The organism is Geomonas diazotrophica (assembly GCF_018919385.1).
GTDB classification, from domain to species: Bacteria; Desulfobacterota; Desulfuromonadia; order Geobacterales; family Geobacteraceae; genus Geomonas; species Geomonas diazotrophica.
Genome location: NZ_JAHLMF010000009.1, coordinates 1 through 14,965 on the forward strand (window position 1 = coordinate 1; position 14,965 = coordinate 14,965).

Here is a 14,965-nt window from a genome sequence, read left to right on the forward strand (position 1 = left end):
TTTACAATCGCAAGAGGCTACACTCTGCCATTGGCTATTGCTCCCCAGAAGAGTTCGAGCAGCAGGAGTTGAAGATGGCAGCATAAGGGTTTCTAACGTGTCCTCTATTGCGAAGATAGGCCAGACCTAACGGCCGCGTCCTCAACCTCCCGCTCCTGTCCCTCCCCCTCAGGGGCGGGAACTGAGTTTAATCCCTTGTATCCCTTGTATCCCTGTCAATTAGGTTTCCCGATGTTTATCCATCTCCACGTACATTCGTCCCTCTCCCCCAACTGGGGGGTGCACTCGCCGGAGGCGCTCTGCGCCGAGGCGGTGCGGCTGGGCTTCGATACCCTGGCGATCACCGACCGAAACGGGCTCTACGGGGTACCGCGCTTTCTGGACGCGGCACGGGAGGCGGGCATCTCCCCCATCATCGGCACGGAGGCGGTGACGCAGCAAAACCGCGCGGTGCTGCTGGCGGTCGACCAGGAGGGTTACGCCAACATCTCGCGGCTGCTCTCGGATCTCCACTGCGACAAGTCGTTCGATCTCTGTCACGCGCTTACCCGCTACCGGCACGGGGTGATCGTGCTGAGCGACGACCGGCGCCTGCTCTGCGCGCTGAAGCGAACCTCGGCGGAGGGACTTTTCGTAGAGCTCTCACCGGGCCACGACATGCACCGGGCACTGGCAATGTCGCGGGAACTGCGGCTGCCGCCGGTGGCAACGGCAAGGGCTGTCCTTCGCGCTTCGCGCTTCGCACCGGAGTCCCATGCTGCCGACGCCCTCACCCCGACCCTCTCCCGGAGGGAGAGGGGGGATGGGGACGAATCCAATCTCTTGGTTAAGGGGGAAGGGGTTAAGGCAACAGGGGGTAAGGCAACAGGGATTAGGGAGACAGGAGGAACGGGGGGAGGGGGTAAGGGGACAGGCACCTTGCGGAACACGTACCCATCAAGGGACCGCGGGGAGGTGACCGACTTCCACCTGCACCGGGTACTGCGGGCCATTCACCTCAACGCGAAACTGTCCAGGTTGGCGCCGGAACAGACGGCTTCGGAGTCGGATGCGCTGTACTCTCCGGCACAGATGGCTGACTTCTTCCCGCATTGCCCGGAGGCGCTGGAAAACACGCTGCGCATCGCCCAGTCGTGCCGCCGGGAATGGGACTTCTCCCGCACCATCTTCCCCGCCTTCCGCGAACTCGGCAACGACGACGCCTTCGAAACCTTGAAAGCGCGCGCCCTCTCCGGCGCGCTCTGGCGCTACGGCGCCGTCGACGACAGGGTGGCGGCACGCCTGGAGAAGGAACTCGCCATCATACGCGACAAGGGGTTCGCCCACTACTTCCTGGTGGTGGAAGAGATCACCAGGCAGTCCCAGCGCACCTGCGGCAGGGGGAGCGCGGCGGCGTCACTGGTCGCCTACTGCCTCGGCATCACCCACGTCGATCCCATCCGCCACAACCTCTTCTTCGAACGCTTCCTGAACGAGGGGCGCAGCGACCCGCCCGACATCGACGTGGACTTTCCCTGGGACGAACGCGACGCCATCCTCGACTTCGCCTTCGCCCGCTACGGCGCGAGACGCGCGGCGATGGTGGCGAACCAGGTGGGCTTCAAGGGGAGATCGGCGCTGCGCGAGGTGGCCAAGGTGTACGGCCTGCCGGACTTCGAGATCAAGGAGATGACGGAGCGGATCTCGGGTTTCTGGCGCGCGGAACAAAGCGCCGCGGCGATGGCAGGGCACCCGCTGTTCCAGGGGGAGGCGCTTTCCGAGGACTGGCAGGAGATCCTCGCCACGGCGCGCCACCTCAACGGGCAGCTGCGGCACCTCTCGCTGCATTGCGGGGGGCTCGTCATCGTCCCGGACGAGATCCGCAGGTACGTCCCGGTGGAGATATCGCACAAGGGGCTCCCCCTGATCCAGTGGGAGAAGGACCAGGCCGAGGACGCGGGGCTGGTGAAGATCGACATCCTGGGGAACCGCTCGCTCGCCGTTATCCGGGACGCGCTGGCGGCGGTGCAGGAACAGACCGGGATCGAGATCGACTACGCGTCCTGGCGCCCGCTCGAGGACCCACGGACGCAGAGCCTCATGCGCCGCGGCCTCACCATCGGCTGCTTCTACCTGGAGTCCCCCTCGGTGCGCCTGCTTTTACGAAAGATCTGGAGTTCCACGGCGCCGCCGGAGACCTTCGACAGCGACATCTTCGAGGTGCTGGTACAGGCCTCCTCGATCATCCGCCCCGCCGCCAACTGCTTCATCCAGGAATACGTCGCCCGGATGCAGGGGAAGAAATGGACCCACCTGCACCCGCTGCTGGAACCGGTCCTCGGGGAGACGCTCGGGATCGCCATCTACCAGGAGCAGATCACCCAGATCGCAATGGAACTGGCCGGTTTCTCGGCAAGCGAAGGGGACCAGCTCAGGAAGGTGATCACCAAGAAGCACCGGGAGAAGAGGCTCGCGGACTTCCGGGCCAAGTTCATCGCGGGGGGGAGGGAGCGGGGCGTCGCGGAACCGGTGCTGGACGCGATCTGGGAGCAGATCCTCTCCTTCGCCGGTTACTCGTTCTGCAAGCCGCACTCGGCGAGCTACGCCCTGTTGAGCGCGAAGGCCGCCTACATGAAGGCGAACCATCCCGCGCAGTTCATCGCCGCGGTGATATCCAACCAGGGTGGCTACTACTCCCCTTTCGCCTACATCTCGGAGGGGCGCAGGCTGGGGCTCACCATCCTGCCGCCGGACATCAACGGGAGCGACTACCACTACACCGGCTTCGACAAATCCCTCAGGATCGGTCTGATGCAGATCGACGGGCTGACCCGGGAGGGGGCGCAGCGGCTCCTCAAGGAGCGCCGCGAGCGGGGGGCGTTCTCCTCGTTCCGTGATTTCCTGCGCCGGGCAGCCGTGCAGCGTGCGGACGCGGAGCGCCTGGTGAAGGCGGGGTGCTTCGACGTGCTGGAGGGGGAACAGAGGCGGCCGGCGCTTTTGTGGGAGCTGCTCCAGTTCCAGCAGCAGGCGACGGCGCTCCTCTTCGAGCAGAAAACCGAGCTCCCCGCGCCGCCCCCCTACGACGCGGCCACGGTGCTGAGGCAGGAGGTGGAGGCGCTCGGTTTCCTTGCCTCGCGGCACCCGCTCACACTGTACAAGGCGCAGTGGCAGCGGCACCGCCCCATCAAGGCATCGGAGCTGATCGGGCATGCGGGGAAGTGGGTGACCATGGTGGGATGGTGGATCACGACCAAGACGGTGGAGGACAAGCGCGGCCGCCCCATGGAGTTCGTCTCCTTCGAGGACGTGACGGCGATCTTCGACGCCACCTTTTTCCCGGACGTCTATGCGCGCTTTTGCCGCAAGCTCTCGCAGCGCCGCCCCTACCTCTTGAAGGGTGTGGTCGAGGAGGAGTTCGGCGTAGCGACCCTCAGGGTGAAATGGGTCGGCTTCCTGGACTGCTGAAGGAGCCGCCGCTTTGCGCCGACGCATCGGGGTCCCGCAGTTCGGGAACGCCCGCCGCGGCCGCCCCGGTGAGCAGCGGGAGGTACACGTTCAAGGTTGTGCCTATGCCGGGGGTGCTGTCGATCTCCACGTACCCCTCGTGCTGCTTGACGATGCCGTAGACGATGGCGAGCCCCAGGCCGCTCCCCTTGCCGACCTCCTTGGTGGTGAAGAACGGGTCCAGGACGTGCGCCTTGGTCGCCTCGTCGATGCCGGTGCCGGTGTCCGTGACCGAGACCACGGCGTAGCGCCCCGGCCTCCCGTACCCTCGCAGATCGATCCACTCCTCGTTCATCTCCATCAAGCTGGTGCCGATGGTGAGCGTGCCCCCGTCCGGCATGGCGTCGCGGGCGTTGTTGACCAGGTTGGTGATCACCTGGTCGATCTGGCCGGAGTCCGCAACGACCGCCAGCTTCTCGGGCGAAAGCTCGATGCGCAGCGTGATCTTGGACGTCACCAGCCGGCTCAGGAGCCTGCGCAGGTTGCCGACCACCTGGTTCAGGTTGACCGGTTCGGGATGGTTGACCTGTTTCCTGCTGAACGCCAGCAGCCCCTGCGTCAGCTCCGCGGCCCGCTCCGCGGCACTCAGCACCTGTTCCAGGTATTCCTGGGCGGGATCGTCCCTTTTCAGCTTCATCTGGGCCAGTGCGACGAACCCCATCATGCCGGTGAGAAGGTTGTTGAAGTCGTGGGCGATCCCACCCGCCAGGACCCCGACCGATTCCATCTTCTGCGACTGCCGGATCTGCTCCGACATGCGCCGCTCCCGCTCCAGGTAGATGGCGTTACGCAGGCTCATGCCGATGACGGGGGCGATGCCGGCCAAAAGGCTCAGGTCGCTCTGCATCAGCGGGCGCTGCGATTGCTTGTTGTCCACCGCCAGGATCCCCAGCACCTCGCCGTCGCAGGCGATGGGACAACAGATGAAGGAACGCGCCTCCAGTTCCTGGGAAAAGACGAGGCTGCGCGGCGTATGCAGGTGCGCGACCTCGGCGAAGTCGCTCACGAACCTGATCTGGTTGTCACGGAAACAGGTTACGAAGACCCCCTGGGCGTCGGGGGAGGTGAGGTCGAAGGAGGCGTTGAGGAGTGCGTCGCGTTGGGCGTCGGTATAACCGTAGCCGGTACGGAAGGTTAGCCTCGATTTCCTGGCATCGGCGAGCATGATGACGGCCCGGTCGTAGCCGAGCCGCTTCTCGATCACCCTGATGACGCTTTCCAGCACCTCGTCGATCCCGCTCTGCTTGCTGAGCGCCTGACCGACCTCGTTGACCATGCGGGCGTTGTTGTAGTTGACGCCCATCTGCGCGAGCACCTGCTCGGTCGATTCCTTCACCTGGGAGAGGGCGGTGTCGATCTCCCGCGTCTCCAGCCGCTGGGCCAGGTAGGAAGTCCCCAGGGCGAAGAAGGCAAGGGCGGTAACCACTTCCACCAGGTGCCCGACCTGCCAGAAGTGCTGCAGCAGCGCGTAGGCGACGACGGCGATGGGGATAAACCGGTTCCTGGCGCTGCGAACGGAGGCGTACAGCGTCTTCCTCCAGGAGATGACGTAACGGCAGCACTCGCCCCCCTGGAAGATGCACTCGGTGTGCTCGATCTCCGGGGGCTGGTAGTTGAAGAGCATCACCACCGCCTCGAAGAGACCGATGCGGTTCTCGCACTGGTAGGGCTGCTCCTCCACCCCCTGGTGCGGCACGGCGGTGATCTCCACCTTGTTGTCGGCCAGTTTGGTCGCCGTGTAGGCCGCGGACCGGCTGAAGTGGCCGGAACACTTCCCTATGGCAAGGAGCGTGTTGGCCGGACCGATCAGCCCGAAGGTGTACTTCATCATCATCCCGTGGGCGGCCTCAGAGGCGGCGTAGCGCCCCCCTTCCCTGGAGATGTCACTACCCACCATCTGGGTCATCCGGGCGTGGAAGCGGTCCACCTGGCGCTGGGTGAGCCAGTGCCCCTCGTCGCTCACTTCGTAGGGGCTGATCTCCGCGTACTGCAGCAACTCCCCGACATCCACATGCGGGTACTTCTTCCGCAGCAGGCTCACGAAGATACTGACGATCTTGCTGTTGTAGAGCGGCTGTTCTTCCATCGTACGTAACTCCGGCTGCGGGCGCGGCGCAGGCTCGGCCTGGATTTTAAGAGGCCATTATGCACCTATCGGAGAAATCAGCGGTTGCTTGAGGAATTCGGGCTTGTCGCGGCGGATAAGGACAACTTTTCCCCCTCCCCCTTCGCGGGACGAAGCGCTTGGGCGCGCAACCCCGCCACGGGAGGGGGAAAAACGACACAAAAAAGGCCCGGCTCCCTTGCGGGGCCGGGCCTTGTCGTGCCTTGTGTGCGGTCGGTGCTAGTCGACCGACTTCCTCAGGAAGGTCGGGATATCGTACTGATCCTCGTCATCCATCAGGAAGCTGCGCTGCTGCCGGGAGACTTCGCGCTCCTGCTTGGCGCGGATGTAGGTCGGGATCTCGCGGTTCACCTCGGGCTGCGGCTTGACGAGGCTGCTCACGTTCTTAATCTCGTGACGCCCTTTCTCGAGGTCGAAGCGGTCGCCGAAGCCGGTGGCGATGGCGGTCACCTTGATGGTCTCACCCAGGTTCTCGTCGATGACCAGACCGACGATGATGTTGGCGTCCTCGTGGACCTTCTCGTGGATCACCTTGCTGGCCGCGTCGAACTCGTCCATGGTCATGGAGGAGGAGCCGGAGATGTTGACCAGGACGCCCTTGGCGCCGGAGATGTCGATGTCTTCGAGGAGCGGGCTGGAGATGGCCTTCAGCGCCGCGTCGACGGCGCGGTTCTCGCCGTTGCCCAGGCCGATGCCCATCATGGCCATGCCGCGCTCGCTCATGATCGATTTCACGTCGGCGAAGTCGACGTTGATCAGGCCGGACTGGGTGATCAGGTCGGAGATCCCCTGCACCGCCTGGCGCAGCACGTCGTCGGAAGGCTTGAAGGCGTCCAGGATGGACATGGACTTGCCGGCCAGGCCGAGCAGCCTGTCGTTGGGGATCACGATGAGGGAGTCGACGTGCTTCTTGAGTTCCTTGATCCCGTCCTCGCCCTTGGCCAGGCGCTGACGCCCTTCGCGGGTGAAGGGCTTGGTGACCACGCCCACGGTGAGGGCACCCTGTTCGCGGGCGATCTCGGCGATGATCGGGGCTGCGCCGGTTCCGGTGCCGCCGCCCATGCCAGCTGCGACGAAGATCATGTCGGCGCCCTTCAGCGCCTCGGTGACCTTGTCCTTGTCTTCGAGGGCTGCGTCACGGCCGACGTTGGGGTTCGCGCCTGCGCCGAGACCCTTGGTGAGCTGGGTTCCGATCTGTATCTTGACGGGCGCCTTGGACATCCTGAGCGCCTGCGCATCGGTATTGGCAACGATGAAATCGACCCCGGTGATGCCCACGGACATCATGGTGTTGACTGCGTTCCCACCGGAACCACCAACGCCTATCACCTTTATCTTCGCACTCTGGTCGATGCTTTCATCGAAATGAAACATGAACTACCCCCCTTATTATCGCGCCCCCCGGCGGCGGAAAAATTATTAGCCGGTTTTATACTACGTTTACTGTGATAATGGAAGCCCAAAAACACTATATGTTGTGTTTTTTTAGAAGAACTCGCCGAACCAATCCTTCATCCTGCGGCTCACCCGACGGAACACGGTCTCGTCACTTTGCTGGGTCGGGAACTCGTGCGCGCCGACGTTCTTGGAACCGTAGACCACAAGCCCCACGCCGGTCGCGTAAACCGGCGAATTGACGACGTCGGTGAGGCCGCCGATCCGCTGCGGCAGGCCGCGGCGCACCGGGAGGTTGAAGATCTGCTCGGCCAATTCCGGCATCCCTTCCAGGATGGTGGAACCGCCGGTGATCACGACGCCCGAGGCGATCATGTCCTCGAGGCCGCTCTTCACGATCTCGCGGTTCACCAGGGTGAAGATCTCCTCGACGCGCGGCTCGAGGATCTCGCACAGCAGCTGGCGGGAGAGGATGCGCGGCTTCCTTCCGCCGACGCTCGGGACCTCGATGGTCTCGTCCTTGCCCACCAGGGAGGAGAGGCAGCAGCCGTACTTCTGCTTGATGCGCTCCGCCTCGGCCATCGGGGTCCTGAGGCCGACGGCGATGTCGTTGGTCAGGTGGTTGCCACCGAGGGAGAGCACGGAGGTGTGCTTGATGGCGCCGTCCACGAAGATGGCGATGTCGGTGGTCCCGCCGCCGATGTCGACGAGGGCCACGCCCAGTTCCTTTTCGTCGGCGGAGAGGACCGCCTCGGAGGAGGAGAGCTGTTCGAGGACGATGTCGGCGACCTCGAGCCCTGCGCGGTTGCAGGACTTGACGATGTTCTGGGCGCTGGCCACGGCGCCGGTGACGATGTGCACCTTGGCTTCCAGCCTGACGCCGCTCATCCCCAGCGGCTCGCGGATGCCGTCCTGGTCGTCGATGATGAATTCCTGGGGGAGGATGTGGATCACTTCCCGGTCCATCGGGATGGCGATGGCCTTGGCGGCCTCGATCACCCGCTTCACGTCCTCGGGGGACACCTCGCGGTTCTTGATGGCGATGACACCCTGGGAGTTGAACCCCTTGATGTGCCCGCCGGCGATGCCGGCGTAGACGGACTTGATCTCGCAGCCGGCCATCAGCTCGGCCTCCTCGATCGCCTTCTTGATCGCGGAGACGGTGCTCTCGATGTTGATCACGACACCCTTTCTGAGCCCCTTGGACGGGCTGGTGCCGATGCCGACGATGTCGATTCCGTCCTCGGTGACGTTGCCGACGATGGCGCAGATCTTGGTTGTGCCTATATCAAGGCCGACGATCAGGTTATCCCTTCTGGTTGCGGACATGCTCCCCCCCTTTTCCTACACTTTTTTCACTATGATTTTGTCGATGTAATCGAGGTCTATGTAATCCAACGCGTGCATCTGAGGTTTAAGGTCACGGTAGATGTTGGACAGGCGCGCGAGCTTCTGGCTGAAATCGCCGTTGCCCAGCTTGACCGGAACGCCCCCCTGCATGGTGAACAGGGTGAAGCCGTACCCCTTGCTGTAATGAATCTCCGAGATATCCGCCAGACTGAACACGCTTCCCGACCTGAGGGTTCCGATCAGTTGCAGCGCACTCTTCAGCGCCTCCTGGCATCCCTTCGGGTCCTGGGTCAGTTCCTCCTCGGTGATGCCGGTGATGAGCGGGAAGTCGAGCCGGTCCCCTTCGGAGAGGGACTTGAACAGCACGCCCTTCTCGTCCAGGTAGTAGAGGCAGCCTACGTTGGCCACGGCCTGCGGGGTCCGTTCGGAGGCGGAGATGGAAAGCGTGTGCGGGAAGTAGCGGCGCACCTGGACCTGCTCCAGCCAGGGATCCTTGGAGAGGCGGGCCATGATGGTCTTCAGGTCCAGCCCCAGCATGGAGTCGCCGGGCCTGACCCCCGCCCGGGTGATGATCTCGTCCCGGGAGACCCTCTTAAGCTGTGACACCTCGATGGTTTCCAGACGGAGCAGCGTGGTGCGCGTGACGAGCCCGTACGCCTTCCAGCCGCCGAAGCCGGCGACGGCGCAGATGGCCGAGGCGCCTATCCCCCGGGAGAGCCACTTGAGGATGGGGCCCCAGTTGATCGGCTTCCGCTCCTTGGGTGGTTTCTTGACCCTGTTATGGGGCACCCTCTGTTTTTTGGCGTGTAGATCGCGCATGGCAGTTACCGTCTAGATTGAATTTCAATGCACAGTGCAACAAATAACATCGGTGAACCAGGTTAATACTGAGACAGGTTAATACTGAGACTAAGATTAAGACTAAGATTAAGATTAAGATTAAGACTGAGGTCGTTGATCCTTACTTTATCTTTATCTTTATCTTAATCTTTATCTGCTTTACCTTATCTGTTTTTCAGATCTTCAGCGATGCGGCCAGCAGGATGCGCACCACCAGTTGATCAAAATCGATGTCCGAACCGCGGGCGATCTCAGGGAGCAGGCTCAGGTCCGTCATCCCCGGCAGGGTGTTCACCTCGAGGAGGTAACACTCGCCCGCCTCGTTCACCAGGAAGTCGACGCGGCTGTAACAGTCGCAACCCAGGGCGGCATGCGCCTTCTCCCCTTCCTTCAAGACCGCCCGGTACACCTGCTCCGGAAGACGGGCGGGGAGGATGTGCTCGGCACCTCCGTCGGTGTACTTCGCCTCGTAGTCGTAGAACTCGTTTTTCGGCACGATCTCGATGGCGCCCATCGCACGCCCGTCCAGGATGCCTACCTGCACTTCCTTGCCGCTGATGAACGCTTCGACGAGGATCTCCGAGTCGTAACGGAAGGCTTCCTCGAGCGCCTTTTCCATCTGCCCCGGCTCTTTCACGATACTGACCCCCACCGAGGAGCCTTCCTTGGAGGGCTTCACCACCACCGGGAGGGGGTTCTCAAGCTTCAACTCCTCGCCGCGGCGCAGCACCTGGTAGGGGGCGAGCGTCAGCCCGGCGGCGGCGAACATCACCTTGGCGGCGATCTTGTCGATGGCGAGGGCCGAGGCGAGAACGCCGGACCCGGTATAGGGGATCGCCATCAGCTCCAGGAGCCCCTGGACGGAACCGTCTTCGCCGAAGCGGCCGTGCAGGGCGATGAAGGCGAGCTCCACCTTCTCTTCGGCCAGCCGCTGGGCCAGGTCGCGCCCGACGTCGATCCCCACCGCGTCGTACCCCTGGCGCTGCAGGGAGGCGAGCACGGCCTTGCCGCTGTTAAGGGACACCTCGCGCTCGGCGGAAAGTCCCCCCATCAGCACGGCGATCTTCTTGTTTTTCAGCTCCGCTACGGTCATCTCGAAGGTTCCTTTGTCCTTATACTGCTTTCAGCTCTCGCTTCCCCCCTCTCCCCCGGGGAGAGGGTCGGGGCGAGGGTTGTGCACCCCGGGGAAGGGCTGCTTCGATTTATGCTTCGCCGACGATCCTTACTTCTTCCTCGAGCCCGATCCCGGCGGCCTCCTTCACCCTGACCTTGACCAGCTCCGCGAGAGCCAGGAAGTCCGCGGCCTGCGCGCCCCCCGTGTTCACCAGGAAGTTCGTGTGCACCTCGGAAACCTGCGCTCCACCCACCGTGGCGCCGCGCAGCCCGGCCTGGTCTATCAGCCGCCAGGCGCTCTCTCCGGCGGGGTTCTTGAAGAAGGAACCCGCGTTGGGGAAACCGACCCGCTGGCCGCCGCGCTTCCCGATGTACTCCCGGATGTTCTCCTCAATGAGGCGACGCTCGACCGGTTCGAGTCTCAGCCGCGCCCCCAGTATGATCTCGCCAGGCGCAAGCTTCAGGAAACGGTAGCCGTACTCCAGCTCGCTCCGCTTCCGGACCAGCACCCCGGTCTCCCGCAGCGTGGTCAAAAGCTCGACCCGCTGCATGGTCTCGCCGCCGTGGGCGCCGGCGTTCATGGTCAGCGCGCCGCCGAAGCTCCCCGGGATGCCGCTGAGGAATTCGATCCCCCCCAGGCACTGTTCCGCCGCGAAGCGGGTGAGAACCTGGTTGGTCACCCCGGCACCCACCTCGAGCCTCGCGCCGGGAAGCGGCTCCAGTGAGTCGAAGCGCTTCAGGGAAACCACGCACCCCCTGATGCCGCCGTCGCGCACCAGCAGGTTGTAGCCGGATCCCACCACGAGGCAGGGGACGTTTGCCGACCGGAGCAGCTCCATGCCCCTCTCCAGGTCGGCGAGGTCCGCCGGTTCCAGGTAGAGGTCCGCCGGGCCGCCCACCCTGAGCGAGGTGTGCCGGGCCATCGGTTCGTCCCACAGCACGGTTCCCCGTACCCCTTGGGCGACCCGCTCGAGATCGGCCCGGGACCAGGTCACTTTTCCCCCGCCGCCTTCATGCGCTCCAGCATGCTCTCCCCCACCTGCCAGACGTTGCCGGCACCCAGGGTGAGCAGGATGTCACCCGGCACCAGCACGCGGTCAAGATGCTCGCAGAGCTTGTCGCGTTCAGGGATCCAGGTCACGTCCTTCTGGCCGTGCCGTCTGACCCGGGCCGCCAGCGACTCGGCGGTGATCCCCTCGATGGGGGTCTCCCCGGCCGCGTAGATGTCGGTGAGGATCAGGACGTCGGCGTCGTGGAACGCCTTGACGAAGTCCTCGAAGAGCTCCTTGGTGCGCGAATAGCGGTGCGGCTGGAACACGACCACGAGGCGGTTCTCCGCGAAGCCGGACTTGGCCGCGGCGAGGGTCGCCTTGATCTCGGTCGGGTGGTGGCCGTAGTCGTCGACCACCATGACGCCGTTCACCTCCCCCTTCAGGGAGAAGCGGCGCCCGACGCCGCCGAAGGCCTTGAACCCTTCCTGGATCGTCTCGAAGGGGATGTCCAGCTCCATGGCGACCGCGATGGAGGCCAGGGCGTTCAGCACGTTGTGCGCGCCAGGCATGGAGAAGGTGATCTCGCCGAGCTTCACCCCCTTGTGGTGGGCGACGAAGCTTGTGGAGAAGCCGGAGAGGCGCACGTCGGTGGCGCGGAAGTCCGCCTGGGCCGACAGGCCGTAGCTCGTGAAGCGCTTCTTCACCCGCGGCAGGATGTCGGCGATGTTGCCGTTATCCAGGCAGAGCACGGCCAGGCCGTAGAAGGGAACCTTGTTGATGAACTCGACGAAGGTGTCCTTGATCTCCTCGATGCCGCTGTAGAAGTCGAGGTGGTCGGCGTCGATGTTGGTCACCACGGCGATGGTCGGGGAGAGGAGCAGGAAGGAGCCGTCGGACTCGTCTGCCTCGGCCACAAGGAATTGTCCCTGCCCCAGGCGCGCGTTGGTCCCCAGCGAGTTCAGCCTGCCGCCGATCACCATGGTCGGGTCGATCCCCCCCTTGGCCAGGAGGGTCGCCACCATCGAGGTGGTAGTGGTCTTGCCGTGGGTGCCGGCCACCGCGACGCCGTACTTCATGCGCATCAGCTCGGCCAGCATCTCGGCGCGCGGGATCACCGGGATCAGCTTCAGGTGCGCCTCGACCACCTCGGGGTTGTCTTCGTGCACGGCGCTGGAGATGACCACCACGTCGGCCTGGGCCACGTTCTCGGCGGCGTGACCGATGAAGATCTCGCCCCCCAGGCTTTCCAGGCGCTGGGTGGTGTCCGAGCTCTTCAGGTCGGAGCCGGAGACCTTGTACCCGAGGTTCAAGAGCACCTCCGCGATCCCGCTCATGCCGATGCCGCCGATGCCGACGAAATGTATCCTCTCTATCTTTCCGTACACGCTTGCTCCCTTCGGTCGCAGACTGAGATCAAGATTAAGATTGAGAACAACCTTTCCTTTTTCTCCCTGCCCACCGAGCTGCTATCTCTCTTCGTTCCTTAGTCTTAGTCTCAGTCTTAATCTGTCTTCAAAACCATGGCCGCGACGATGGCCTGGGCTGCGTCCAGCTGGGCCAGGGACCTGGCGTTCTTCTCCAGCTCGGCCACCTGCTCGGGGTGCTCCATCAGGTTCAGGATCTCGGCGGCCAGGTGCTCGCCGGTCAGATCCTCTTCGAGAATCATCCGCCCGGCGTCTCGCTTCACCAGCGACTCGGCGTTCTTCCTCTGGTGGTCGTCGGCGGCAAAGGGATACGGGATGAAGATGCACCCCTTGCCGCAGGCGGTCACTTCGGCGATGGTGGTGGCCCCGGCCCGGCAGATCACCAGGTCGGCCGCCCCGTACGCCGCGGACATGTTGTCTATGAAGGAGAGCACCTGCGCCTGGACTCCCTGGGCCTGGTACCCCTCGCGCACCCGCGCCACGTCCTTCTCACCGGTCTGGTGCGTGATGCGCAGCTTGTGCTTCACCTGCTCCAGGTGGGGCAGCGCCTCCAATAGCGCGCTGTTGATCCGCTGCGCACCGGCGCTGCCGCCGAAGACCAGCAGGTTGAAGGTATCGCCGGTCAACCTGGCGCGCTGCTCCTGGAATCCCCAGAGGATCTCCTTGCGGATCGGGTTCCCGGTCATCTGGGTGACCTTCCCGGGGAAGAAGCCCGCCGCCTCCTCCATGGAGATGAAGATCCCGTCGACCACGCGGCTCAGCACCTTGTTGGTGAGGCCGGGGGCGGCGTTCTGCTCGTGGATGAAGGTCCGGACCCCCATGCCGCGCGCGGCCAGCAGCATCGGCGCCGAGGCGTATCCCCCCACCCCCAGCACCATGTCGGGCTTGAAGCTCTTCAGGATCTTCCTCGACTGCGAGTAGCCGTACAAAAGGCGCCCGGCGCTCAGGAGCTTCTTGACGCTCCCCATCCCCTTCATGCCGCTGGCGGAGATCAGCTCCAGCCGGTAGCCGAGCTTGGGCAGAAGGCGCGCCTCGATGCCGCGCTCGGTGCCGACGAAAAGCACCTCGTTTTCCGATCCGCGTCCCAGGAACTCGTCGGCCACCGCTATCCCCGGGAAGAGATGCCCCCCGGTCCCCCCCCCCGCAATGATAAGCCTCATGGCGTCCCCCTCATCCTGGTCGAGACGTTGAGAAGCACACCCACCGCGCAGAGCGAGATGATCAGCGAGCTGCCGCCGTAGCTCAAAAACGGGAGCGCGATCCCCTTGGTGGGGAGCAGTCCCGTGACCACGGACATGTTGATGAAGGCTTCCAGGCCGATCAGCGAGGCGATGCCGAAGGCCAGGAAGCGTCCGAAGCTGTCCTCGGCGGAGATGGCGACCCGGATGCTCCTTTGCACCAGTAACAGGAACATCGAGGCGATCACGATCACCCCGATGAACCCCATCTCCTCGCCGAGCACGGAGAGGATGAAGTCGGTATGCGCTTCCGGGAGGTAGAAGAGTTTCTGTTTCCCCTCCCCGAGCCCCTGCCCGAAGAAACCGCCGGTCCCGAGAGCCAGCCAGGACTGGATGATCTGGAACCCCGCGTCGGTTGGATCCTGCCAGGGGTCCAAAAACGCCGTGATGCGCCGCATGCGGTAGGCCTTGGTGAAGACCAAGTAGCAGATGCCGGGCAGGGCGACGAGCCCCATCCCCAGGATGTACTGCACCTTGGTACCGGCGGCAAAGAGCATGACGATCGCCACCACCAGCATGGTGAGCGCCGCCCCCATGTCGTGCTGCGCCAGGAGCACCGCGATGAAGACCCCGAGGATCAGCATGTACGGGAAGAAGCCGGACATGAACTGCTTGAGCTTCTCCTGCCGCTTCTCCAGGGAGTAGGCCATGTACATGATGAGCGCCACCTTGGCGAGCTCGGAGGGCTGGAAGTTGAAGCCGGGAAGGCGGATCCAGCGCGATGCCCCCTTGGCGGTCCCCCCGATGCCGGGCACGAACACCAGCAACAGCAGGAAGAAGGTCCCCAGAAAGAGCGGCACCGCCCACTTCTTCCAGACGTGGTAGTCGACGTGCATGGCGACCCCCATGCCGATGAAGCCGATCAACGCGTAGAGGGACTGCCTTTTCAGGAAGAAGAAGCCGTCGTGAAACTTCTTGGCGGCCATCACGGAGGACGCGGAGTAGACCATGACCACACCGAAACAGGTGAGGATCACCGCCATCATAAGCACGATCATGTCGTAC

General features: G+C 64.0%; 11 protein-coding genes. 2 read left to right on the forward strand and 9 right to left on the reverse strand.

Annotated elements, in window-relative coordinates; translation table 11 throughout:
* Nucleotides 1-86 (forward strand): IS3 family transposase (locus tag KOM00_RS21030; RefSeq protein WP_407931683.1); only part of this gene is annotated, 86 nt, incomplete at its 5' end.
* Between the two features lie 145 nt (nucleotides 87-231).
* On the forward strand, nucleotides 232-3,444 hold the full coding sequence (locus KOM00_RS11645; protein ID WP_216499095.1) for a DNA polymerase III subunit alpha: 3,213 nt from the start codon (nucleotides 232-234) through the stop codon (nucleotides 3,442-3,444).
* Here KOM00_RS11645 and KOM00_RS11650 read toward each other — a convergent pair.
* The 9 genes from KOM00_RS11650 to ftsW all read right to left on the reverse strand — a co-directional run bounded on the left by KOM00_RS11650 (nucleotide 3,410) and on the right by ftsW (nucleotide 14,958).
* On the reverse strand, nucleotides 3,410-5,569 hold the full coding sequence (locus KOM00_RS11650; RefSeq protein WP_216499096.1) for a sensor histidine kinase: 2,160 nt from the start codon (nucleotides 5,567-5,569) through the stop codon (nucleotides 3,410-3,412). The two genes, KOM00_RS11645 and KOM00_RS11650, sit on opposite strands and share 35 nt — an antisense overlap.
* A gap of 258 nt (nucleotides 5,570-5,827) precedes the next feature.
* Complete coding sequence (ftsZ, locus tag KOM00_RS11655) at nucleotides 5,828-6,982, reverse strand: cell division protein FtsZ (RefSeq protein WP_216499097.1); 1,155 nt, start codon at nucleotides 6,980-6,982, stop codon at nucleotides 5,828-5,830.
* 111 nt (nucleotides 6,983-7,093) lie between these two features.
* Complete coding sequence (gene ftsA / locus KOM00_RS11660; protein WP_216499098.1) at nucleotides 7,094-8,332, reverse strand: cell division protein FtsA; 1,239 nt, start codon at nucleotides 8,330-8,332, stop codon at nucleotides 7,094-7,096.
* 15 nt (nucleotides 8,333-8,347) lie between these two features.
* A complete protein-coding gene (locus tag KOM00_RS11665; RefSeq protein WP_216499099.1) occupies nucleotides 8,348-9,172 on the reverse strand; it encodes a cell division protein FtsQ/DivIB in 825 nt (274 codons plus the stop codon).
* Between the two features lie 196 nt (nucleotides 9,173-9,368).
* A complete protein-coding gene (locus KOM00_RS11670; protein WP_216499100.1) occupies nucleotides 9,369-10,286 on the reverse strand; it encodes a D-alanine--D-alanine ligase in 918 nt (305 codons plus the stop codon).
* A gap of 109 nt (nucleotides 10,287-10,395) precedes the next feature.
* Complete coding sequence (gene murB, locus KOM00_RS11675; protein WP_216499101.1) at nucleotides 10,396-11,301, reverse strand: UDP-N-acetylmuramate dehydrogenase; 906 nt, start codon at nucleotides 11,299-11,301, stop codon at nucleotides 10,396-10,398.
* Entirely contained in the window at nucleotides 11,298-12,683 is a 1,386-nt protein-coding gene (gene murC, locus KOM00_RS11680; RefSeq protein ID WP_216499102.1) for a UDP-N-acetylmuramate--L-alanine ligase, read from the reverse strand. The genes murB and murC overlap by 4 nt, the downstream gene beginning before the upstream one ends.
* A 116-nt stretch (nucleotides 12,684-12,799) precedes the next feature.
* A complete protein-coding gene (gene murG, locus KOM00_RS11685; RefSeq protein WP_216499103.1) occupies nucleotides 12,800-13,882 on the reverse strand; it encodes an undecaprenyldiphospho-muramoylpentapeptide beta-N-acetylglucosaminyltransferase in 1,083 nt (360 codons plus the stop codon).
* The gene (gene ftsW / locus KOM00_RS11690; RefSeq protein ID WP_216499217.1) at nucleotides 13,879-14,958 is read right to left on the reverse strand and encodes a putative lipid II flippase FtsW; all 1,080 of its coding nucleotides are present in this window, start codon (nucleotides 14,956-14,958) and stop codon (nucleotides 13,879-13,881) included. Before ftsW ends, murG begins: the two co-directional genes overlap by 4 nt.
* Between the last annotated feature and the right edge of the window lie 7 nt (nucleotides 14,959-14,965).